Annotated in this window: 21 protein-coding genes, 1 tRNA gene and 4 pseudogenes; 15 read left to right on the top strand and 11 right to left on the bottom strand. The window is 68.6% G+C overall.

From position 1 onward, the window contains the following. The coding region (locus PV410_RS44115) for a hypothetical protein (protein ID WP_500332311.1) at nt 1–979 on the top strand (979 nt) is incomplete at its 5' end. Here PV410_RS44115 and PV410_RS44110 read toward each other — a convergent pair. Beyond that, a complete protein-coding gene (locus PV410_RS44110) occupies nt 886–1422 on the bottom strand; it encodes a transposase (RefSeq protein ID WP_500332310.1) in 537 nt (178 codons plus the stop codon). The genes PV410_RS44115 and PV410_RS44110 overlap by 94 nt on opposite strands. 581 nt (nt 1423–2003) lie before the next feature. Beyond that, a complete protein-coding gene (locus PV410_RS44105) occupies nt 2004–2249 on the bottom strand; it encodes a hypothetical protein (protein ID WP_500332309.1) in 246 nt (81 codons plus the stop codon). Between the two features lie 852 nt (nt 2250–3101). On the opposite strand from PV410_RS44105, the pseudogene PV410_RS44100 reads away from it, so the two are divergent. The 3 genes and pseudogenes from PV410_RS44100 to PV410_RS44090 form a co-directional block, all read left to right on the top strand. After that, nucleotides 3102–3445 (top strand): annotated as a pseudogene (locus tag PV410_RS44100) (tyrosine-type recombinase/integrase); the annotation flags it as partial. 546 nt (nt 3446–3991) lie between these two features. After that, nucleotides 3992–4762 (top strand): hypothetical protein, encoded by a 771-nt coding sequence (locus tag PV410_RS44095; protein ID WP_500332308.1) that lies wholly within the window; start codon nt 3992–3994, stop codon nt 4760–4762. Beyond that, nucleotides 4759–5133, top strand: coding sequence for a transcriptional regulator (locus PV410_RS44090; protein WP_500332307.1), 375 nt, complete (start codon nt 4759–4761; stop codon nt 5131–5133). Before PV410_RS44095 ends, PV410_RS44090 begins: the two co-directional genes overlap by 4 nt. A 170-nt stretch (nt 5134–5303) precedes the next feature. Here PV410_RS44090 and PV410_RS44085 read toward each other — a convergent pair whose 3' ends face one another. Next, complete coding sequence (locus PV410_RS44085; protein ID WP_500332306.1) at nt 5304–5555, bottom strand: DUF2750 domain-containing protein; 252 nt, start codon at nt 5553–5555, stop codon at nt 5304–5306. Nucleotides 5556–6006: 451 nt separating this feature from the next. Here PV410_RS44085 and PV410_RS44080 point away from each other — a divergent pair, with 451 nt between their 5' ends. Then, nucleotides 6007–6432 carry a hypothetical protein gene (locus tag PV410_RS44080; RefSeq protein ID WP_500332305.1) on the top strand — a complete coding sequence of 142 codons (426 nt, stop codon included), beginning with the start codon at nt 6007–6009 and terminating at the stop codon, nt 6430–6432. A gap of 533 nt (nt 6433–6965) precedes the next feature. Continuing rightward, the gene (locus PV410_RS44075) at nt 6966–7487 is read left to right on the top strand and encodes an SMI1/KNR4 family protein (protein ID WP_500332304.1); all 522 of its coding nucleotides are present in this window, start codon (nt 6966–6968) and stop codon (nt 7485–7487) included. Between the two features lie 111 nt (nt 7488–7598). Here PV410_RS44075 and PV410_RS44070 read toward each other — a convergent pair whose 3' ends face one another. After that, on the bottom strand, nt 7599–7919 hold the full coding sequence (locus PV410_RS44070; protein WP_500332303.1) for a hypothetical protein: 321 nt from the start codon (nt 7917–7919) through the stop codon (nt 7599–7601). A 172-nt stretch (nt 7920–8091) separates the two neighbouring features. Here PV410_RS44070 and PV410_RS44065 point away from each other — a divergent pair. From PV410_RS44065 to PV410_RS44055, 3 genes and pseudogenes are all read left to right on the top strand, one after another. Continuing rightward, nucleotides 8092–8449, top strand: a pseudogene (locus PV410_RS44065) (tyrosine-type recombinase/integrase); the annotation flags it as partial. Nucleotides 8450–8906: 457 nt separating this feature from the next. Further along, nucleotides 8907–9620: a VWA domain-containing protein gene (locus tag PV410_RS44060; protein ID WP_500332302.1), complete on the top strand. Its 714-nt coding sequence runs from the start codon at nt 8907–8909 to the stop codon at nt 9618–9620. 1022 nt (nt 9621–10642) lie between these two features. After that, nucleotides 10643–11717 (top strand): annotated as a pseudogene (locus tag PV410_RS44055) (tyrosine-type recombinase/integrase); the annotation flags it as partial. A 69-nt stretch (nt 11718–11786) separates the two neighbouring features. Here the strand turns inward: PV410_RS44055 and PV410_RS44050 are convergent. Next, nucleotides 11787–11859 (bottom strand) — tRNA-Arg (locus tag PV410_RS44050). 90 nt (nt 11860–11949) lie between these two features. Further along, on the bottom strand, nt 11950–12432 hold the full coding sequence (locus PV410_RS44045) for a MarR family winged helix-turn-helix transcriptional regulator (RefSeq protein ID WP_500332301.1): 483 nt from the start codon (nt 12430–12432) through the stop codon (nt 11950–11952). Between the two features lie 103 nt (nt 12433–12535). Here PV410_RS44045 and PV410_RS44040 point away from each other — a divergent pair, with 103 nt between their 5' ends. The 3 genes from PV410_RS44040 to PV410_RS44030 all read left to right on the top strand — a co-directional run bounded on the left by PV410_RS44040 (nt 12536) and on the right by PV410_RS44030 (nt 15464). Continuing rightward, nucleotides 12536–12946 (top strand): organic hydroperoxide resistance protein, encoded by a 411-nt coding sequence (locus PV410_RS44040; RefSeq protein ID WP_499512347.1) that lies wholly within the window; start codon nt 12536–12538, stop codon nt 12944–12946. A gap of 255 nt (nt 12947–13201) precedes the next feature. Then, nucleotides 13202–13831: a TetR/AcrR family transcriptional regulator gene (locus PV410_RS44035; protein WP_499512346.1), complete on the top strand. Its 630-nt coding sequence runs from the start codon at nt 13202–13204 to the stop codon at nt 13829–13831. Nucleotides 13832–13952: 121 nt separating this feature from the next. Continuing rightward, a complete protein-coding gene (locus tag PV410_RS44030) occupies nt 13953–15464 on the top strand; it encodes an MFS transporter (RefSeq protein ID WP_500332300.1) in 1512 nt (503 codons plus the stop codon). A gap of 94 nt (nt 15465–15558) precedes the next feature. Here PV410_RS44030 and PV410_RS44025 read toward each other — a convergent pair whose 3' ends face one another. After that, the gene (locus tag PV410_RS44025) at nt 15559–16326 is read right to left on the bottom strand and encodes a dioxygenase family protein (RefSeq protein WP_500332299.1); all 768 of its coding nucleotides are present in this window, start codon (nt 16324–16326) and stop codon (nt 15559–15561) included. A 9-nt stretch (nt 16327–16335) separates the two neighbouring features. Then, nucleotides 16336–16983 (bottom strand): GTP cyclohydrolase II, encoded by a 648-nt coding sequence (locus PV410_RS44020; RefSeq protein WP_500332298.1) that lies wholly within the window; start codon nt 16981–16983, stop codon nt 16336–16338. Between the two features lie 102 nt (nt 16984–17085). On the opposite strand from PV410_RS44020, the gene PV410_RS44015 reads away from it, so the two are divergent. Beyond that, complete coding sequence (locus tag PV410_RS44015) at nt 17086–17586, top strand: MarR family winged helix-turn-helix transcriptional regulator (RefSeq protein WP_499512342.1); 501 nt, start codon at nt 17086–17088, stop codon at nt 17584–17586. A 12-nt stretch (nt 17587–17598) separates the two neighbouring features. Here PV410_RS44015 and PV410_RS44010 read toward each other — a convergent pair whose 3' ends face one another. Then, entirely contained in the window at nt 17599–18126 is a 528-nt protein-coding gene (locus tag PV410_RS44010; RefSeq protein ID WP_500332297.1) for a GNAT family N-acetyltransferase, read from the bottom strand. Nucleotides 18127–18315: 189 nt separating this feature from the next. On the opposite strand from PV410_RS44010, the gene PV410_RS44005 reads away from it, so the two are divergent. Both PV410_RS44005 and PV410_RS44000 read left to right on the top strand, forming a co-directional pair. Beyond that, on the top strand, nt 18316–19302 hold the full coding sequence (locus PV410_RS44005) for a sigma-70 family RNA polymerase sigma factor (protein WP_499512340.1): 987 nt from the start codon (nt 18316–18318) through the stop codon (nt 19300–19302). A 176-nt stretch (nt 19303–19478) separates the two neighbouring features. Further along, nucleotides 19479–19688, top strand: coding sequence for a hypothetical protein (locus PV410_RS44000; RefSeq protein WP_500332296.1), 210 nt, complete (start codon nt 19479–19481; stop codon nt 19686–19688). Between the two features lie 12 nt (nt 19689–19700). Here PV410_RS44000 and mscL read toward each other — a convergent pair whose 3' ends face one another. Together mscL and PV410_RS43990 are read right to left on the bottom strand one after the other, a co-directional pair. Beyond that, on the bottom strand, nt 19701–20180 hold the full coding sequence (gene mscL / locus PV410_RS43995; protein ID WP_500332295.1) for a large conductance mechanosensitive channel protein MscL: 480 nt from the start codon (nt 20178–20180) through the stop codon (nt 19701–19703). Between the two features lie 187 nt (nt 20181–20367). Then, nucleotides 20368–20715, bottom strand: a pseudogene (locus PV410_RS43990) (hypothetical protein); the annotation flags it as partial.

Genomic DNA, 20715 nt, shown 5'->3' with positions numbered 1-20715 from the left:
GCGGGAGGGCAGGGTCCGGGTGCGGCGCAGGCGGTTCGCGGCGCTCGGTGCGGTGGCGGCTGCGGTGGCGGCGACCGCGGTGGTGTCGTTCCTGCCGCCTGGTGTCGACCGGGCCGAGCGGCCGACGCCGGCCGCGAGCCGGGTCTGGACCGCTCCCACCCCCGCCCCGGACACAGGCCACGCCCCCTTGACCCTGGAGGCGTCCTTCGGCTGGCTCCCGAAGAACATCGACGCCCTCGGCTACCTGCCGGAGAAGGGCAAAACCGTCGTGCGGGCCCAAGGCAAGGTCCCCGAAGGCGGTTCGGTCGCACCCATCCTCTGGCTCAAGGTCTACCCCGAGGGGACCACGCCCTCGACCGGGCGGCCCTTCTACCCGGGAGGCCCGCGGCAGCACCGGGTCGAGGCGCCGTCGGTCAACGGCCGCCCCGCGTACTGGGTGGGGAAGAGTGCGACGGCCGCCTGGGGGCCCGCCGGCGGGTGGACTCTGCGCTGGCAGACAGCGGACGGCCGCTGGGCCGAACTGAGCGCCGAGTACATGGCAGGTACCGGCGCACAGGAGATCCTGCACCGGATCGCGGAAGGGGTCGTCGTGGCTCACCGGGCGATTCCGTTGCCGTTCCGGATCAGCGATGTGCCCGCGGGACTCACGCTTTCCTCGGCCTACTTCCAGGAGGATCCGACCCCTTGGGCAAGGCATGTGCCCTGGACGACCACCATCAGCTTCCTGGTCGGGGGGAGGTACATCACGACCACGGTCCAGCCGGACCTGCCCGAGCCCGCAAAAAGCTCGCCCCCGGTAGGCTCCCAGCACGTCCCGCCCAAGCCGACCTGCGTCCGGGAGCGCGGCCTCAAACTCTGCACCGAGTCGATGTACGGCGTGGACGCCTACCGCACGGTGGGCGGCCCGAAGGCGTGGCTGAAGCGGTTCACCCTGCTCGGGACGGACCAGCACGACTGGACGACGAACGTGCTGGGCTGACCCGCACGGATCAGCCGTCGGGAGCACCTCTCGCTTCCCCGAGTGCCGCCAGGACGTGCTGTGTTCCGTCGAATCCACGCCTTCCGCGTGACCAGTACCGACCGGCCCCCTGACCACCCACAGCGGTCAGGGGGCCGACTGCCCACGGGGTGCAGCGACAGGGGGAAAGCCGTGGCCCGCTTGAGGACCTCCACGTCCTCCCGCAGCCGCCGGTTCTCCTGCCGCAGCGCGGCCAGCTCCTCACGTTCGCTGCTGGTCAGGCCGTCACGCTCGCCGGCGCCGACCTCGGCCTGCTTCACCCCGTCGCGCACCGCGGTCTCGGTGAGATCGAAGTCCTTGGCGACCTGGCCGACCGAGCGGTCCCCGCGTCGGCACAGCTCGACGATCTCGGCCCTGAACTCCGGCGTGAACGAGCGGCGAGGGCGTGGCGTCTTCTTCCCCATGCTCTCCATGATGGACATCCTCCCGGGGCTGAACCCCAGATCTCGGATGTCCGCCACAGCGGATCAGGCCCAACAGCACCAACTCGGCTATGGGGCACGATCGGATCAGAAGGCTTCTCGCCACCAACAATGTGTCGGCTCGCCGTATGGCAGGCCATCGGGTCTTTCGAGGATTTTCAGGTCGAGAGTCTGCACGATGCTGCGCAACTCTCGGGCTGTCTTTTTTGGGAGAGCACAGATCGCCAGCTCCAGTAGATCTCGCTCGTCTGAGGGCTCAGGGCAGCAGTCTGGGACGCCGCACCGGTCACTGAACGGTGAGGGAAGCTGGTCCTTCGGCGCTTGTCCGATGGCTGCCCAACGGGAGAGAGCTTGCCCTACCAGGCCGGGCTGGAGCCGGGTTCGTTCCAACTCGATGACTCGTGCTTGAGCGGGGCCCGAGAGTCGGCTGATCTTTGAGTAACTGCCGTGATTGGCAGCAAAGCGTCTGTTGTTCGCCCGGAGGCGTGAGGGGCGCCTACGCGGCATGGCCCTTTCGGCTGTGCGTCATGGACGGCAGTCTGTCATGCGGCCAGCCCGATACGTCAGCGTGCGTCTGGTCCTGATTCAGGCCCTATGTAGATCTCTATGCCTTCGGAGTCCCAGGCCCTGTTGTAGCCACCGCTCGGCGCGTGCACAACGAAGTCCTCAGCTTCAAAGGAGACCATGCCGTCATCGCCGTCTCCGAACCACTCCACGACGACGTCCTTGTCCGGCTCCATCACGTACTCGGCCGCGGCCGGCTCGAAGACCACCACCATGCGCCGGTCCGCATTGATCAGGAAACGCATCCGTACCCTGCCGAAGGTAGTCGGATCGGTTCTCCTGGAAGTGATTCTCCGGTCACCTGACCTGGGAGACGTTCTTGGTCGGTACTCTGACCTGCGGTTGGGTTGTCAGCGGTTGTCAGCTTGGTTGTCATTGAGCACCGCCGGACGGCCCGGAGACGGCCCGGTCGGACCGTGGCCTAGAGCCCCCCCAGGCCGAGGTTGGCGCCATCGCGAAGATCTGGGAAGCCTTGAGCGATGAGGGCCGCAGGCTCAAGGCAGGCGTGACGGGTCGATGCGCTGGTCGGGTTGTTGGCGCAGCCAAGCTGTTGGTACCTAGCGACAGCGGTCCGGAGCTTGTTGGCGACAGAACGCAGCGTCGCAAAGCCTTCGTGGTGCTCGATCTGCTCCAGAGCGAACGATGCATCGGCCCCTGTGGCTTCCGCTGCAGAGCGGCACTCGGCAGTGAACATCCGCGCTGACGAGGTTGAGCAGGGCGACCCTGTGCCTGAACCGAACCGCGACTCATTGGGAGTGAGGCGGTGCTCCAGGACCGTCTTGACGTGAACGGCAATTGCTGCCTTGGGCGACTGGGGAGCCTCCTCCTGGCCTGTGGACGCAGCCGGCGAGGCGGCTCGGTCAGGGTTCGGCTCAGCGTGGGAATTGCTGCAACCTGCCAGCAGCACCAGAGCCGCCGTTCCACCGCAAGCGATCGAAACTAGTTGCCGCTTCACCTAGGTCCCGCCCCCAACCTCGTACGTGTCGGGCGTGATCTTATCCAGGCCTTGATCACGTCCAGTCAAGGTTGCAGGTCGGTAAGTGCGGGCAGCTGAGGCGCGAGGTCGGCGGCGCGGCTGTGGGCGGGAGCTGGCATGAGTGGCCCTCCCGAGCGAACTGCTTCCGGACGTTCAGCGGCACCTCGACACCTACGCCGGGCACGGCCGGGACGGTCACGTCTCCCTCGGTCCCCGGGGGTGGGCAGGTGCGGCGGAGCAACATCCGCGACGACTGGATCCGCGCGCGGTCCAGGTCGGGCACGGCGGACGTGCACTTTCACGATCTTCGACACACGGGGAACACCCTGGCCGCCTCCGGCGTGAGCCTGCGGGAGCTGATGACCAGGATGGGCCACAGCACTCCGCGTGCGCTGATCTATCAGCATGGTCAACGGCCGAGACCGAGAGATCACCGACCGACGCCGATCGCTGCTGCGATGGGCTACTGGGCGCCGCACTCTGAGCTTGGGAATCGCAAGGTTGGACGAACACCAAACAGATCCTGACCCGCCAGGTCTGGTGGCTCAAGATGCCGTTGCGGGGGTTCGCGGTGGCCCCTGATCGACTGTCGGTTACCGCCCCGATCGGGCATGCATTGGGCACGGCAGAACGCGCTGAACGCGCGTCGGTAAGGACGGATTGGGCGCGCTGTTCGCGATCAACGCGCGGTCGTTCTGCCTCGGCCTCAAAGATGCAATCGAGTCGACTTGTGGATTACATCCCGAACCTCCCGCGGGATGGAGGCTCTATGGGACTGGCCGGTTGGCCGCAGTGACCGTGGCTGATCCCCAGGGGGCTCGCCTGGGAACGGACGGTATGACGCTTGCTCTTGACTGCCATGTACTTTGCATCACAAAGTTAGTGAGTGGCGGGTGGCCGGCTGGCAATCCGATTTCCAGCGCTGCTGAAGCGCGACTAGCGGGGGACATCATGGGAGCACCCACACCGAGCAGCGCGGAATCCGAAACGAGGACGCGGGCGGCCGGCCTGTTGGCCGCGACGGAAGGCCTGCGGGCCAGGACCCGGACGCAGTTGAACGGCTCGTGGGTCCCCCTCCTCGGCTTCGGTCTCCTGGCGCTGGCGGCCACTCCGGTCGCCCGGTACGCCTTCAACTTTGGGGCCCACGGGCGCTACATCGGGTCCTATCCAGCCTTCGCCTACGCCGAGCTGACTGGCCTGTGCGTCGTGCATGAGCCGGGAACTCCCTGCTTGAAAGGCGAGTTCGACGGCGCCGTCCTGCGCTTCGCGGCCTGGGGCGTCTGGTTCGCGCTCCTCCCCCTGGCATGGTTCGTCTTCGCCCGCTGGTATCGCCTGCGTGGCGAGACTCGCGGCATCGTCCCGCGCCGCGCTGTGTGGATTCGCGCAACCGTCACAGCCACCGCGGCGATCACGACGGCCCTGGTCATGCTGCTGTTCGGCAGGAACCAACCGTGGGAGGCCGCACTGCTGGAGAACAGCTACGCCTCCCCGTGGTACCTGGTCGGCATCGGACTCCTCGCCCTCGGCATGGCCGAACGCAGCTGGATCGCCGCAGCGGCCGGCACTGCTCACGCCGTGGTCCTCACGGCCTACCTGGGAGCCTCCTGGGGCAGCGGGTGGCTCCCCTGGGAGCACCCCACCCACCCCGGCTGGACCGACGGCCCGCAGGCCAAGGCTCTCCTGCTTGCGGCCGTCCTACTCCTCGCTGGTCTGGCGGAGCGGGTGGCAGTCCGCCGCCGGGCCTCCCCGGACGCTGCCGGTACGCGTACCGTCGCCTCATGAGCGTCGAGGACTCGTCCGCCGCGCGTGACAACCACGAAGGACTGCATCCGACCCACGCGCTGGACGACACCGTCCACCAGCGCGTGCGGCTCGGCATCCTCACCGTCGCTCGCGAAGCCGACCGGGTCGAGTTCGGCTTCCTGAAGAAGCAACTGGCCGTCACCGACGGAAACCTGTCCCGGCATCTGAAGGTGCTGGAGGACTCAGGCCTGATCACCTTGGAGAAGGGCTACGCTGGCAAGCGCCCCCGCACGTGGATCGCCCTCACCCGCGAAGGCACGCAGGCACTGGACGCCGAACTCCGGGCCCTGCGTGCACTCGTCCACCGCCTGGAAGCCTCCGGCCCCGTAATCGGCCCAACCGGCATATGAGCACCGCCTTAGGGGCGAGGTGGGGCGAACACCGGCGTGACCTGTGGATTCCCCACCTTGAACAGAGTCCGGCAGGCGCACCCCTCGGCACCCCGGTTCCCCGTGAGTCCCCTCCCGTTCTGGCACGGATGTGGCACGGTCACTGAGAGGGGCACTCACGGGTCGCTCGCCTAACCGGAGGCCGGTGCTGGACCGGGGGAAGATTCGCCGAGCGCGTGGGTGAGGCGATTGATCACCTCGGGGACGGTGAAGCTCCATCCCACCAACCGTGGGCCCGTCCAGTTGATCCCGACTAGCAATTGTTCGCCGGACAGGTCAGGAAGCCCGGCATTGCGCCAGTGGTCCAACGTCAGAGACTCGACTCGAAGGTTTCCACCCCAGAGTTCGGCGGCCGTTTCGCGCGCGCGGCCGTGGACCAGCACGGAGCTGCTCCCCGTCCGCTGGAGTCCATCGGGGCAGGGCTGCCGGCATCGTCACGTACGAACCAAACCGTCCGCTCGCGTGCGACGTCCCTGAAGAATGCAGCTGCTTGGGCATCACTCTGGCTCACGGTTCCAAAAAGTAGCAAGCGCGCGAAAGGGCGCGTAATCAGTTCTTCTGGAAGTGAATCGGGCTTCCGCCGACCTGGGATAACCGAGGCGACCAGCCCTGTGACCTGCGGTCAACCCGCCAACTATTGTCACCTTTGGTCGCCCTTGAGCGCCCTTGGACGGCCCAGACACGGCCCAGGGGCGCTGGGCACGCGACCGCAACCGTCTCCTTCCGACTCGCCCGAACCGAGAACAAGACAGCACACACGTCTGAAAACGTTCTTGTTGGTGCTCCCTGCCGGTGGTCTGATCTTCACCATCTCAAGATCCAAAAGGAGTTAACGTGAACCGCGTAAAGATGGTCAGCCGCACCCTGGGTGTGTGTTTCGCGGCAACCGCGCTCACGGTGGGAGCAGCTTCCACTTCGAGCGCTGCGGCCGCAGTGACCAAGACCGCCAGCTGCTCGACTACGGGCGCTTCTGGCTCGTCCGTGTCCGTCAACGGCTCTGACCCGAGGGCCGAGGTGCAGGTGACTCTCTCGGTCAAGGACACATCGGCCGATGGCCACAGCGTCCGAGTTCGCTACCTCACCAAGACGGACACCGGGCAGACCCTCACGTGGCCCTGGCATACCAACGCCGATGGCAACGGCACCACCAAGGTGTGGTCCACCACGGCCCAGAGCAGCTACGGCATCTACGAGAAGGGTGTCGAGATTGCTCGCTTCGAAGGGAGCACCTTCCTCAACTCCTGCACTGACTGGGCATAAGGCCGTCCCAGTCCTCGCTATTGAAACCTCCAAGCTGTAGGAGGTTCTGGCGTCACTTGAGCGCCCTCTCGGCCCGCCACGGCCGGGAGGGCGCTCTCGCATGAGGCCGGTGTGGAGAGGCTTTGGGCTGGAGCTGCCATGGGGCGAGAGATCGGGGCCCGTAAGCTCCCCGCGACTCGGGCAGTCTCTGGACCTGCCCGCAATAGCCCGATGTGGGCCCCGATCCTCGAGCTCGCCCCATGGTGGCTGCCTAAAGCATCGGAGCGCCGGCCGACCCGGTCACCGCGGCTCTGACCTCATGGCCCTCGGGCCTACCTATGTGGGCGCGCGGCGGCGGACGGCGCGCCGAGCGGGACGGAGGCAGGAGCGTGGGCGGCGGCCGGACGCGGGCCGCGCGCCCGGCGGAGCGTGAGCGACGCTGGGTGCCTTGATGAGGTAGAGAAATCGGTAACAAGTACTGTGGTCTGACCCGCCTCCCGTCGGCCCACTGGCAAGATCGCGATCTACGGCTGGAGTGCCAGAAGGGTATGGCGATGGCAACGCTTGCAGAGATCGAAGCCCTGTTGGGTGAGTCCCGGTTCAACTGGTCGGATCCGGCTCCGTGGACGGACTTGGAGCAGGAACTTGGTATCGAGTTTCCTGCGGACTTCCGTGAGATCGTCGACGCCTACGGTTCAATCGAGATCAACGGGCAGTTGTATCTGAAGCATCCCGCCGCTCACCTTCTGCACAGTCTGGGCGAAAAGATCAGGGGGGATCTCGAGTTCTGGCGTGAGGAGGACATGGCGGAGTTCCTGCCCAGTCCGGTGGGGGCGAGCCCCGGTGAGTTGATACCGGTGGCGACGGCCACGACGGGCGAGGCGGTTTTCCTTCGCGTTCCCGACGACCCCTCGTCGCCCTGGCGCGTCGTGGTCCAGGAGTTTGACAGCCCGGCCTGGACTCTCTACGTGATGACGTTCGGGGAGTGGCTGTTGGCTTACCTCAGGGGTGAGGACGTGACCGTGTGTTCTCGCAACCGTGCGCCTGGCCGCCCGTTCTACGAATTCCTGCCCTGACAATGGCACGGTCCCGCTGGCAGGTGTGGAGCTAACGGGCCCGCTCCGCGACCTCAAGGTCGTGAGACCGGGCAGCGCCGCAAGACCGAGCGTGTAGTAGACCGGCGACGCTCACTTGGCCATGGGAGACGGGCCCACACCGAGCAGCTCGACAACCCAGAAGTCGCCGTACGTGAGTGAGAGGCTACGGATGTTGGCGCTGCCGACCCTGCCGGTTGGCAGGCGTACCTCCAGCGGTCCCGGCTTCAGCGCCCACTCTGGGCTGATGCCAGGTGCCTCGCTGCGGGCGGCCTCAACGGTCCCCTTCCAGCCCGTACGGGACTCGCGACTTTCGGTGCTGGCGTGCTCCCTGAGGTGGACCTCGGCGAAGTCGATGCCGCCAACCGTGGCAGGTCCGTCGTAGCGGCTCAGGCTGAGTGAAGTCTCGGACATATCTCCAGCTTGACGCAGGTTGCGCCGGCGGCCGTGGCTGACGCCGCGGTGCCTGCGGCACCGATCCGCTGACCCTGGTCGACGCGCTGCGGGTCGCCAACGGCCCCGGGTTCGAGCGCTTGCACGAACAGGTGCAGCGCACTGGGGGCTGCGCCGAACCGATCCACCTGGCTTCCCGAGCGAACTGCTGCCGGACGTTAAGCGGCACCTCGACACCTACGCCGGGCCCGGCCGGGACGGTCACGTCTTTCTCGGCCCCCCGGGGTGGGCAGTTGCGGCGGAGCAACTTCCGGGACGACTGGATCCGCGCGCGCTCCAAGGCGGGCATCACGGCAGACGTGCACTTCCACGATCTTCGACATACGGGGAACACCGTGGCCGCCTCCGGCGCGAGCCTGCGGGACCTGATGACCAGGATGGGCCACAGCACTCCGCGCTCCGCGCTGATCTATCAGCACGTGGCAACGGCCGAGATCGCCGATCGGCTCGGGTCGCTGATCCGCAAGGCGCGAGGTGACGTGGACTCGTAGTGGACGTCGTGGCACGGATGTGGCATCGCCGTGGTCACGAGAAAGGGTCAGTTCCGGGGATCAAGCCCCTGAACTGGCTCTTCGTCATGTGCCCCAGGCAGGATTCGAACCTGCGACACCCGTTTCAGGAGTTCGTTCACAGCCACAGGCGCGCCCGTGTGGGCACTGCTCCAGCTCAGGGCAAGCCTCCCGAAACCGCCGGGGTCCGCGTTTGTACGGCTCTGTTGCCGTCATCTTCTGCCGTCAGGATCTACGGAGCCAGTGCCCCGACAACGGCTGGAACCTGAGCTTTGAAGATGCGGGCACAGTCCGCTGGCAGGGCCGGCACGACGTGAATCACGGCCGTGGCAGGCTACGGGGTACTGCGACCGTCTGTCCCCGTTGCCGTCACTGCCGTCTGCGCCTTGCTCCAGCAGACGCTGTTCTTGCCGTCGGAGCGGTCGAATAGGGTGCGCGGGTGACCCGCAAAGGGATTTACTCAGCGTCCATAGCCGTCCGGATCAGCGGGACGAAGCGACATTCGACTCGCGTCGTGCTAGCCCTACCTGGGGCACACCGTTATCCGTTCGAGGCCGGAGTCATCGCCGACATGGCCCGCAGAGTCGCCACCTTGGGCGACTTCCTGGCTCCAGGGGCAGGCGTCGATGCCTGGATGTACACATCACGGCCGCATCGCCTTCCTGAGCTCCGGTTGCCTCAAGCCGCGGGGTGGATCGAGGACTGGGCGGTCCTCCCACGCGAACCTCTGCTCTCTCACGATGCTGCGCGGGGCAACCTGCTCACCCAGCGCACGGCCCGCTATGAGCTCTTCGGCCCCGAGGACGCAGCTGAGGCGATCAGGGGAATCGCGCGAAGCATCCGTGCGGAGGAGGTACCGACCCTCGTGTTGTTCTTCGTGTGGGGACTCCACTCGGAGGGTCCCGGGTTGGCCGATGAGCTCGAAGAGGCATCCGGCGAGCACGTCTTCTGGCAGTTCGTCGGCGACACGAGTATGGGGTCTTCCGTTCTCGATCACCTGGACAGCCTGCGGGCCGAAGCGCCGCACATCTCCAACGTAAACCTTTACCAAGGATGGGACTCGATTCAGGAGACGCCCGATTACCTGTTTTTCCGTGGCGTGCTCAAACCTTTCGTCCGCTGGCGGAAGGCGCTTCCTCAGATGAATAGCTAGGACTTGTCCGGTGGGTCATCTGACTGCTTCGTGTCCGAGTCTTAGATACGGGTATGGGGCGGGGTGATCTGAGTGATGCGGAGTGGGAGAGGCGACCTGGGCAGATGGCCCGCTGTTGCCCGTGTAAGAGGGTCATGCGATGCCCGGCGTTGGCCATGGTTCGCCGCTCGATCTGGCACGCATCCGGCAGGACAGCAGTCAGACGAGACGCCAAGACCAGCACCACGGAGTCCAGTGGCCGGCGGGCCTCTCTTCGCGCCCGCCGACGTGCTCGACGACTATGTGCTGGTGATCTTCGCACTCTTCGTGAGCTCGGAGATCTGTGGACTGTTGGTCATGTGCTCCCCACCTCGTGAGAGGGCAAGTATGGCGACACTTCATGCCGTTGGTCATCTTCCCGGGATTACTCGCGTTGACGGGGACGAGGAAGGCGGAGCGGTATGGCCGGTGGCCTCGCTGGGCTGGGGCTGCGCATGATCAGGGGGCCGTACGCTTGCGGGCAACTCGGGCGGGCTTGTCCCTGCCCAGACGGCCCGGGGCGAATGAGACGACGCCAGGCCGACAGCATCGCGCTGCCGGCCCAGATTGCGTTACACGAGGAAAACCTCTTGTAGCTACAGGTTCGGAGGTTCGTGCGGAGCTCGAACGCCGTGACCTCGGAGCGGTAGTCCTCCCATTCCCAATCTTGTTGCGCAGGAAGTGAATCGGGCTTCCGTTGACCTGGGATTGCCTGGGCGAGCACCCCCGTGGCCTGCGATCGCCCCGCCAATGCTTGTCAGCGTTGGCCACCCCTGGGCGCCCTCGTACGGCCCACAGACGGCCCCGCGACGATGTTCGCCTCGCGGGACGACGCCGCTCAGCCCTCTGCGGCGTACGGTCACCGAAGTCTCCGGGCCGTGGTCCGGGGGGCGCTTGCGACGGTCGACGGGGAGATGAGGCCCAGCGCGGGGTTGTCCATACCGTCCCGCATGTGGTTGAGCCAGCGTTCGTACCAGCTCAGGAAGTCCTGGGCCGAGGAGACGTTCGCGTGCCAGACGGACGGCACCCGTAAGCGCAAGACCGTCTACGGCAACACGTGGGAGGGGTGCGACACCAAGCGTCAGGAGCTGGTCCGGCGTGATCGCCAGGGCATCCCGACACCCACGCGCTCCGCGAAGCTCTCCGAGTGGCTGCCCTACTGGCTGGAGCAGTTCGTCCAGGCGCGCCGCAAGCTCAGCACGTACGACAAGTACGAGGCGCACGTGCGTCTGTACCTGATCCCTCTGCTGGGCACGAAGCGGCTGGAGTCGCTGAGCGTCGCTGACGTGCGCCGCTTCATCACCCGGGTGCAGAACGAGCAGACCGCAGCGACCGCGAAAGAAGCACACCGGGTGCTGCGCACCGCGCTGACGGCAGCAGTGCGAGAGGAGCTGATCACACGGAACGTCGCGGCGCTGGTGGAGCCGCCCCGCATGAAGCAACGGGAGATCCGCCCATGGTCCCTACAGGAAACGCTGACGTTCCTGGAAGCCGCGCGCACGGACCCGCTGTACGCCGCATTCGTGCTGGCCATCTGCATGGGGCTGCGCCGCGGGGAGCTGGTGGGCCTGCGCTGGTCGGACGTGAACCTGGACAACCGCGTGCTCCACGTGCGCCAGCAGACCCAGCGCCGCCGGGGAACGCTGTACGACGACGACCCCAAGAGCCGCCGCAGCCGGGTCGTCCCGATGCCGGCCCTGTGCATCGCGCCGCTGCGCTGGCACCGTCTCCGGCAGCGCGAGGCGTTCACGCGCACGGGCGTCGCCTGGTCCGAGGCCAGGCACATCTTCGCGACGAGGAACGGCCGCCCGGTGGAGCCGCGTAACGTCTACCGGTCCTTCACCCGAGTTGCCGCCTAAGCAGGGCTGCGGGTGGTCCGGCTGCACGATGACCGGCACGGCTGCTGACGGCTGACGGCTGACGGCTGACGGCGTCGCGCCCCGGGTCATCATGGAGATCCTGGGGCACAGCCAGATCAGCATCACGATGGACGTCCATACCCACGTCGTGCACGACACCCAGCGCGAAGCCATCAGCCACATGGACCGCCTGCTCAAGCGCCGACTGCCGGGCGCCTGAGACCCGGTTGCGGTCTAAGCCTGCCGTCAAAAAGGCCCGCACCATGATCGGTGCGGGCCTTTTCCCTTGTGCCCCAGGCAGGATTCGAACCTGCGACACCCGCTTTAGGAGAGCGGTGCTCTATCCCCTGAGCTACTGAGGCGGAGGCGTGGGACAGCCTAGCGGATGAGGGTCAGGGGTGTGCCGGCGATTGCGCCGGGTGCCGGGGGTGTGTGGCGCTGCGCGAGGGGCGTCAGCCGCAGGGCGGGCCGTCGTCGAGGTCGGCGGCGGTGAGGGCGGCGGTGAGGCGGTCGACGCGGGCGCGGAGGTCGTTGATCTCCTCCAGGTCGAGGCCGGTGGCGGCGGAGATGCGGCGCGGGATCTGGAGGGCCTTGGCGTGCAGCGCGGTGCCGGCGTCGGTGAGGTGGACGGTGACGGAGCGCTCGTCGTCGGTGGAGCGCTCGCGGCGTACGAGGCCGGTGGCCTCGAGGCGCTTGAGGAGGGGGGAGAGGGTGCCGGAGTCGAGGCGCAGGTGCTCGCCGATCTTCTTGACCGGCAGGGCGCCGTGTTCCCAGAGCACGAGCATCACCAGGTACTGGGGGTAGGTGAGGCCGAGGTCCTTGAGTACGACGCGGTAGACGCCGCCGAAGGCGCGCGAGGCGGCGTGCAGGGAGAAGCAGATCTGGTTCTCGAGCCGGAGGTGGTCCCCGGCATGGGCGGGCGCGGTGGCGGTCATGGGTCCAGGGTAGCCCGACCGTCCACGTTTTAGTTGTGTGCAACTCAGTTGTGTGCTCTACTGGTCGTCAACGAGATCGCAACCGATCGAAAGAGGACGTTCCATGGACGCGCTGTACACCGCTGTCGCCACCGCCAACGGCCGTGACGGGCGCGCCGTCAGCTCCGACGGCCAGCTCGACCTGGCGCTGGCCATGCCGCCGGCGCTCGGCGGCAACGGACAGGGCACCAACCCCGAGCAGCTCTTCGCCGCCGGCTACGCCGCGTGCTTCGCCAGCGCCCTCGCCCTGGTCGGGCGGCAGGCGAAGGTGGACACCAGCGAGATCTCCGTGACCGCCGAGGTGACCATCGGCAAGGACGACACGAGCTTCGGTCTGGCGGTCGTGCTCCGCGCCGAGCTGCCGTCGGAGCTGGAGAACGAGACCGGCCGCACCCTGATCGAGCAGGCCCACCAGGTCTGCCCCTACTCCAAGGCGACCCGGGGCAACATCCCGGTCGAGCTCGTCGTGGAGTAAGCGGAGCAGGCATCGGCAGGAGCGGAAGGGCCCCGGACGCGCGGTAGCGTCCGGGGCCCTTCCCGTGCGTGCGGGGACCGGACGGCCCGGGAGGCCCCTCAAGGGCTGCCGGAGCCACCCGCATTGATTGTGACTCAGCTCACAAGCGGCCCTGAAATATCCGGGGAACGGCTCCCCGTTTACACCTACGTCGCACAAACGGGGACTCGCTCCCCGGAACCGAGCGCCACCGAGAGACAGAGAGGAGTACCCGTTATGGCAGTCGTCGCCACGAAGCTCCGCGCGGACGCCACGCGCAACCGCGAGCGGATCATCGTCGCCGCCCGCGAGGTGCTCCTCGAGCACGGTACCGACGCCCCGCTCGACGAGATAGCCAAGCGGGCAGGTGTGGGCAACGCCACCGTCTACCGGCACTTCGCGGACCGCCAGGAGCTCGCGCTCCAGGTGGCCCTGTCGGTGACGGACAGGATCACCCGGCGGGCCGAGGAGGCACTGGCGCAGGAGCCGGACGCCTTCGACGCGCTGCGCCGCTTCGTGCACGAGGCGGCCGACGAGCGCGTGGGCGCGCTGTGCCCGATGCTCTCCACCGGATTCGGCAAGGGGGACCCGCGGCTCGAGGAGAGCCGCATACGCTTGGAGCACGCGATCGAGGAGCTGATGGCCGCCGGGCGGCGGTCCGGACGGCTCCGCGCCGACATCGACGTCGGCGACGTGATGGTGGCCGTCAGCCAGCTGACGCGGCCGCTGCCCGGTAAGCACTGCGGCAGCATGGAGCGCTTCATCCGCCGTCATCTGCAGTTGTTCGTGGACGGCCTGGAGGCGCCGGCGCGCTCCGAACTCCCGGGTGACTCCGCCACTTTCGAGGACCTTCGGCAATGTCGCTGAGTTCCGCCTGCCGAACGGGCGCCCCCGCGTAATTCACTCGCCCACAACATTTCCGTTACGTACCGTATGTCCTCTTCGTCTTCAATGTCGTCATCTCTTCGTCCCGTTAGTGAGTTCATCCATGCCTGATCTGGCACACGCCCAGCGCTGGAAGGCGCTGGCCTTCATCGCGATAGCCCAGCTGATGGTCGTCCTCGACGGCACCATCGTGAACATCGCCCTGCCCTCCGCCCAGACCGACCTGGGCATCTCCGACGCCAACAAGCAGTGGGTCATCACGGCCTACGCGCTGGTCTTCGGCGGCCTGCTGCTCTTCGGCGGACGCATCGCCGACCTGTGGGGCCGCCGCCGCACCTTCGTCACCGGCCTGATCGGCTTCGCGGCCGCCTCCGCGATCGGCGGCGCCGCGGCCAACGAGGGGGTGCTCTTCGGTGCCCGCGCGCTGCAGGGTGCCTTCGGCGCGCTGCTCGCGCCGGCCGCGCTGTCGCTCCTCGCGGTGATGTTCACCGAGGCCAAGGAGCGCGCCAAGGCGTTCGGCATCTACGGCGCCATCGCCGGTGGTGGCGGTGCCGTCGGCCTGATCCTCGGTGGTGTGCTCACCGAGTACCTGGACTGGCGCTGGACGTTCTTCGTCAACATCCCCTTCGCCGCCGTCGCCGCGTTCGGTGCCATGCGCTTCGTCCACGAGCCCGTCGGCAGCCGCAACAGCAGCGGCCTGGACATCCCCGGCGTCGTGCTGGCCACCGCCGGTCTTGTCTCGCTCGTCTACGGCTTCACCCGCGCCGAGACCCACGGCTGGAGCGAGGGCACCACGATCGGCCTGTTCGTGGCCTCGGTCGTGCTGCTGGTCGCGTTCGTGGTCGTCGAGGCCCGCGTGAAGGCCCCGCTGCTGCCGCTGCGCGTGGTGACCGACCGCAACCGCGGTGGCGTCTACCTCTCGCTGGGTCTGGCCATCATCGCGATGTTCGGCCTGTTCCTCTTCCTCACCTACTACCTGCAGGTCGTCCAGGGCTACTCCGCGCTGAAGACCGGCTTCGCCTTCCTCCCGATGATCGCGGGCATGATCGCCGGTTCCACGCAGATCGGCGCGCGTCTGATGACCCGCGTGCGTCCGCGCCTGCTGATGACCCCGGGCTTCCTGGTGGCGGGTCTGGGCATGCTGCTGCTGACCCAGCTGTCGGTCGACAGCTCGTACGCGGGCCTGGTCCTGCCGGCCGAGATCCTGCTCGGCCTCGGCATGGGTACGGCCTTCATGCCGGCCATGAGCCTGGCCACGCACGGTGTCGAGCCGCGTGACGCGGGTGTCGCCTCCGCCATGGTCAACACCTCGCAGCAGGTCGGCGGTGCCATCGGCACGGCGCTGCTGAACACCATCGCGGCCAGCGCCACCACCACGTGGGTCGCCGCACACGCTGCCGAGGCCCGTACGCTCGGCAAGCAGGGCTTCGTCAACGCCGCGGCCGTGCACGGCTACTCCACCGCCATCTGGTGGGCGGTCGGCATCCTGGCCCTGTCCGCGATCATCGCCTTCACCTTCATCACCACCAGCGGTGGCGGCGGTGTGGTGGCGGCGTCCGGCAGCAAGGACGCCGAGGGCGCCGAGGAGGTCGCCGTCCCGGTGATCGCCCACTGACGGACGCGTCGACGACGACGGCACGCCGGAGACGGCGAGTACGGCGAAGGGCCCCGCTTCATGGGAGGAAGCGGGGCCCTTCGCGTTGCGGAGACTACCGGCCGAACTGCACGGACCGTTTGGCCAGGCCCATCCAGAAGCCGTCGATGACGCTGCGCTGGGTGCCGAGGTCGTCCTCGGCCGCGCCCATCGTGACGAAGAGCGGTGCGAAGTGCTCGGTCCTGGGGTGGGCGAGCCGCCCGGCGGGGGACTTGTGCTCGAAGTCCAGCAGGGCGTCCACGTCCTGCCCGTCCAGCGCGCGGTGCCCCCAGTCGTCGAACTCCGCCGACCAGCCCGGCACCCCGCCGGCGTGCCGCAGCGCGGCCAGGTTGTGGGTGAAGAAGCCGCTGCCGACGATCAGCACGCCCTCGTCGCGCAGCGGGGCGAGCCTGCGCCCGATGTCCATGAGCTCCCGCGGGTCGAGGGTGGGCATCGAGACCTGCAGCACGGGGACGTCGGCGTCCGGGTACATCTCCACGAGCGGGACGTACGCCCCGTGGTCCAGGCCGCGGTCGGGGATGTCCTGAACGGGAGTGCCCGCGCCGCGCAGCAGCTTGCGCACGGAGTCGGCCAGCGCGGGCGCGCCCGGGGCCGCGTACCGCACCTCGTAGTAGTGGCGGGGGAAGCCCCAGAAGTCGTACACGAGCGGGACCGTGGTGGTGGCGCCGAGGGCGAGCGGGGCCTCCTCCCAGTGCGCGGAGACCATGAGGACCGCCGTGGGGCGGGGGAGCCCGGCGGACCAGGCGGCCAGTTCGCCGGGCCACACCGGGTCGTCGGCGAGCGGCGGGGCGCCGTGCGAGAGGTACAGGGCGGGCATGCGCATGGGGCCTCCTCAGGCCGGGAGGTCGAGGGTGTGGTGGGTGTGCTCGGCCTTGGCGCGCAGGTAGCGCACGTTGTCCTCGGACAGGTGGACCCCGGTCGGAACCCGCTCGGTGATCGTGACGCCCAGCGCGGACAGCTGCGCCGCCTTGTCGGGGTTGTTGCTGAGCAGGCGCACGGCGTCGACGCCGAGGGCGCCGAGCATCTGGGCGGCGGCGGTGTAGTCGCGTTCGTCGTCGAGGCGGCCGAGGGCGCGGTTGGCGGCGTAGGTGTCCAGGCCCTCGTCCTGGAGGGCGTACGCGTCGAGCTTGGCGTACAGGCCGATGCCGCGGCCTTCCTGGCGCAGGTAGAGCAGGTAGCCGCCGGTCTCGGCGATGCGCTGCACGGCCTCGCGCAGCTGGGGGCCGCAGTCGCAGCGCGCGGAGCCGAAGACGTCGCCCGTCAGGCACTCGGAGTGGGGGCGGACCAGTGGGGACGTCACGCCCTCGTGAGGGCCGAGGCCGAGCGCGAGGTGCTCCTTGCCGTCGGCGAGGCCGGTGAAGGTGAAGACGTCGGCCGGGGTCGTCCAGCCGTCGGGGAAGGTCAGGGGGATCCGCACCCGGGTGCGGATGGCCGCGCGCGATGGGGCGGGGGCTGCGTCCGGTGCGGTCGGGGTCGTCATACGGCTCCCTCGCCTGAAGAGTTCCTTGAAGTTTCAAGCTGGCAAGGGGGAACGTACCGGCGATTGCTTGAAAGTTCAAGGTCGAATTCGTAGGCTGGGAGGATGACGACGAGAGCCCCCGAACCCCGCTGGCTGAGCGAGGAGGAGCAGCGCGCCTGGCGCGCGTACATGGCGTCCACCCAGTTGATCTCGGACGCACTCGACCGGCAGCTCCAGCGCGACGCGCGGATGCCCCACGCGTACTACTCGCTGCTGGTGTGGCTCTCGGAGACCCCCGACCGCCGGATGCGCATGACGGAGCTGGCCGAACGCTCGAAGATTACGCGCAGCCGGCTCTCCCACGCCATCTCCCGCCTGGAGGAGAACGGCTGGGTCCGTCGCGAGAACTGCCCCTCCGACCGGCGCGGCCAGCTCGCGGTCCTCACCGACGAGGGCTTCGCCGCGCTCGCGGCGGCCGCTCCGGGCCATGTGGAGGCGGTGCGCGGGGCGATCTTCGACCGGCTCTCGGAGGAGCAGGTGCGCCAGCTCGGCGAGATCTGCCGGGTCATCGCCGAGGGGCTGCAGCCGCAGAATGGAGCGGTGGACCTTCCCTGGCTGCGCTGAGCGCGCGCCGGTTCAGGTCAGGTCCTTCTCGTACCAGGCGACGTCCCAGTAGCGGCCGAACTTCCGGCCGACCTCGCGGTAGACGCCCAGCGGACGGAAGCCGAAGCGGGTGTGCAGGCGGACGGACGCCTCGTTGGGCTGCGCGATCCCGGCGTACGCGCGGTGCAGGTCCTCGCCCAGCAGGGCCTCGAAGAGCGCCGTGTAGAGCAGGGTGCCGACGCCGCGGCCCCCGGCCTCCGGGGCGCAGTACACGGAGGTCTCCACGGAGGTGGAGTACGCGGCCTTCGGGCGGAACGGGCTGCTCGTGGCGTATCCGAGCAGTGCGTTCGTACCGTCCTGTTGCGTCCCGTGGGCAACCAAAAGGCGGTGCGGTCCGTCTTCCGGGTGGGAGAGCAGCCAAGGGCGGCGCTGTTCCGGGGAGAAAGGCTCCAGGTCGAATGTGACCGGTGTCTCACGGACGTAGTGGTTGTAGAGGTCGGTGAGGGCCTGCAGGTCCTCTTCCCCACCCGGCCTGACCTGCACTTCGACGGACTCGGGCAATGATCCACCTCCGGCTGTGGCCGGACAGGGTACTGCAAGATCGTAAAAAACGGGGCGGCGCTTGGGAATTGTGTCCGGATTCCAGTCGTTATCTCTTTTCGAGTGGGCAGCCGAAAGGCACGCGTGAAGCTGCTGGAGGGGCAGCTCACTCGATCCGACACCCGACCGAACCTTCGCAAGGGAGCACGCATGGCAACCCGTGCCGTCGCCCGCAGCACCACCGGCGGGAACAGCAGCGCTCGCGCAGGCCACGGCGAGATGGCCGACCGCGACCTCGTCGGCATGTACCTCGACGAGATCGCGCGCACGCCGCTGCTCGACGCCGCGCAGGAAGTCGAGCTTTCCAGGGCGATCGAGGCCGGCGTCTACGCCGAGCAGCTCCTCGCGGGCGAGGAGCTGGGTCAGGGAGCGGACGCCGACCGAGAGGAACTGGAGACGATAGCCGCCGCGGGTGCGCGGGCCAAGGACGTCTTCATCCGTTCCAACCTGCGCCTGGTCGTCGCCGTCGCGCGACGCTATCCGCGCAGCGGCCTGCCGCTGCTCGACCTCATCCAGGAAGGCAACGCAGGCCTGGTACGCGCCGTCGAGAAGTTCGACTACACCAAGGGCTTCAAGTTCTCCACGTACGCGACGTGGTGGATCCGTCAGGCGATCACCCGGTCCATCGCGGACCAGTCGCGCACCATCCGGCTCCCCGTCCACCTGGTGGAGGAGCTGGGGCGGGTGCGCCGGGTGCAGCGCGAGTTCAACCGCGAGCACGGGCGCGACCCGGAGCCCGCGGAGATCGCGGCCGAGCTCGGCTCCACCCCGGAACGGATCTCCGACGTCCTGGACTGGGCGCGCGACCCCGTGAGCCTGAACATGTCGGTGGATGACGAGGGCGAGACCCAGTTCGGCGATCTCGTCGAGGACACGTCGGCGGCTTCGCCGGAGGACTCCGTACTCGTCATGCTGCGGCGTGAGGAACTGGAGGATCTGATCGACCGGCTCGACGACCGGACGGCGTCCATCATCCGGGCGCGGTACGGGATCGTGGACGGCCGTGAGCGCACGCTGACCGAGGTCGGCAAGCAGCACGGGCTGACGCGTGAGCGGATCCGGCAGATCGAGAAGCACGCGCTGGCGGACCTCAAGCGCATGGCGCGCGCAACCGGGCTGTCCATCGAGGCGGCCTGACGTCAGGCGGGCGCCGCCGCAGGCGCCCGCTCCACCACAGACTCGAGCCCCGGCGCCACCCCCCTGTGCCGGGGCTCGACCCTTTCCCCGGCCGGCCCGGTCGTGCGTCGCCCGCGTGCGTACGGCCGGGCCTTCGTCGCGGCCGGGCGTGTGGACGGCCCCGTACCCTTGACGGCATGAGCAGCACCTCCGACCCCGCTACGGGGCCCGCCGCGGCCCCGGCCCCGCATGCGCCGCGCGAGCACGTGCCGGCGCTGGTCTTCGACGACCCGCTGGACCGGCAGTCGTCCGATGACACCGACACCGGGTGGGGCGAGCGCCCCGGCCAGGGTGGTGCGGGAGATCTCGCGCGCTTCCTCGACGAGAAGCCCCCGCACCACATCTGAGGCGGACGGTCGCTACGGATGCGTCCGGTTGGTACCGCTGTGGCCGTAGGGGGAGGGGATGCCGGGGCCGCCGCCGTGGCCCTGCTGCTGGCGGGCCAGCAGGTCGCGTATCTCGGTCAGCAGCTCCAGCTCCGTCGGGCCGGCCACCGCTGCTTCCTTGCCCTCCTTGCGCCGCTCGTTGAGCTTGTTCATCGGCAGGATCAGCAGGAAGTACACGACCGCAGCCGTGATGAGGAACGTCAGTGCCGCGCCGGCGACCGCGCCCCAGAGGAGGCCCACACCCTTTGTGAGCTCGCCGTTGACGACGGTGCAGGGCGACTCGATGCAGAGGGTGTAGCCGTCGAGGTTCTTGGTGCCGATGGCACCGATCACCGGATTGATGAGGCCCTTCACGAACGCGTCGACGATCTTGCTGAACGCGGCGCCGACGACGACCGCCACAGCGAGCTCGACGACGTTGCCACGCAGCAGGAAGGCTTTGAAGCCCTTCAAGGGACGATTTCCTTTCGAAGAACGACCGTGCAGTTCGGCCCGGGGGACCCGTGGGGCCTGGTGGTGTCCGCCGGGCGCCGCCGGCGTGGGGGCCGGCGGTGACGGAGGTGGGTGAGCGGTTCGGCCTCCGAGAGTAAGGGGTGGCGCCACGGGCCTCCCCGCCGGTTGCCTTTCTCACGGAGTGCGGCTAGCGCAGTGCCACCGCCAGGGGCGAGGTGGCCGCGGCGCCGGACAACGCGGCCGCCGTCCGGCGCGGGACCGACAGCACGATGAGCGCACCGCCCCCGCCCCCGCCCCCGTCCACGCTCGTCGCCCCGCCACCCGGGACGCCGTCGGCGGGGGAGGGCACGGCCACCACGGGCGCCCCGCGGGCCACCACGCGTGCCGCCGCGAGGATGTCCACCCGGTCACCGGGCCGCACCAGCCCGGCCGCCGCAACGTCCGCGATGCGTACCGGCGCCCGCACCATGTCCCGCGCCGCCGCGGCGGGCGCCGGAGGGGGGACCTCCCGCCCGGCCCGGCCGTGCTGCGGATC

The sequence above is a fragment of the Streptomyces sp. PA03-5A genome (assembly GCF_033792725.1).
Classification (GTDB): domain Bacteria; phylum Actinomycetota; class Actinomycetes; order Streptomycetales; family Streptomycetaceae; genus Actinacidiphila.
This window is presented reverse-complemented; position numbering and strand designations above follow the sequence as displayed.

Bases quoted from the DNA above. Each gene is read 5' to 3' on its own strand.
- PV410_RS44070 (WP_500332303.1), bottom strand. From the start codon at position 7,919: ATGTCCGAGACTTCACTCAGCCTGAGCCGCTACGACGGACCTGCCACG.
- PV410_RS44000 (WP_500332296.1), top strand. From the start codon at position 19,479: ATGAGCAGCACCTCCGACCCCGCTACGGGGCCCGCCGCGGCCCCGGCC.
- PV410_RS44110 (WP_500332310.1), bottom strand. From the start codon at position 1,422: ATGGGGAAGAAGACGCCACGCCCTCGCCGCTCGTTCACGCCGGAGTTC.
- PV410_RS44035 (WP_499512346.1), top strand. From the start codon at position 13,202: ATGGCAGTCGTCGCCACGAAGCTCCGCGCGGACGCCACGCGCAACCGC.
- PV410_RS44075 (WP_500332304.1), top strand. From the start codon at position 6,966: ATGGCAACGCTTGCAGAGATCGAAGCCCTGTTGGGTGAGTCCCGGTTC.
- PV410_RS44020 (WP_500332298.1), bottom strand. From the start codon at position 16,983: ATGACGACCCCGACCGCACCGGACGCAGCCCCCGCCCCATCGCGCGCG.
- PV410_RS44090 (WP_500332307.1), top strand. From the start codon at position 4,759: ATGAGCGTCGAGGACTCGTCCGCCGCGCGTGACAACCACGAAGGACTG.
- PV410_RS44030 (WP_500332300.1), top strand. From the start codon at position 13,953: ATGCCTGATCTGGCACACGCCCAGCGCTGGAAGGCGCTGGCCTTCATC.
- PV410_RS44005 (WP_499512340.1), top strand. From the start codon at position 18,316: ATGGCAACCCGTGCCGTCGCCCGCAGCACCACCGGCGGGAACAGCAGC.
- PV410_RS44015 (WP_499512342.1), top strand. From the start codon at position 17,086: ATGACGACGAGAGCCCCCGAACCCCGCTGGCTGAGCGAGGAGGAGCAG.
- PV410_RS44045 (WP_500332301.1), bottom strand. From the start codon at position 12,432: ATGACCGCCACCGCGCCCGCCCATGCCGGGGACCACCTCCGGCTCGAG.
- PV410_RS44040 (WP_499512347.1), top strand. From the start codon at position 12,536: ATGGACGCGCTGTACACCGCTGTCGCCACCGCCAACGGCCGTGACGGG.
- PV410_RS44025 (WP_500332299.1), bottom strand. From the start codon at position 16,326: ATGCGCATGCCCGCCCTGTACCTCTCGCACGGCGCCCCGCCGCTCGCC.
- PV410_RS44105 (WP_500332309.1), bottom strand. From the start codon at position 2,249: ATGCGTTTCCTGATCAATGCGGACCGGCGCATGGTGGTGGTCTTCGAG.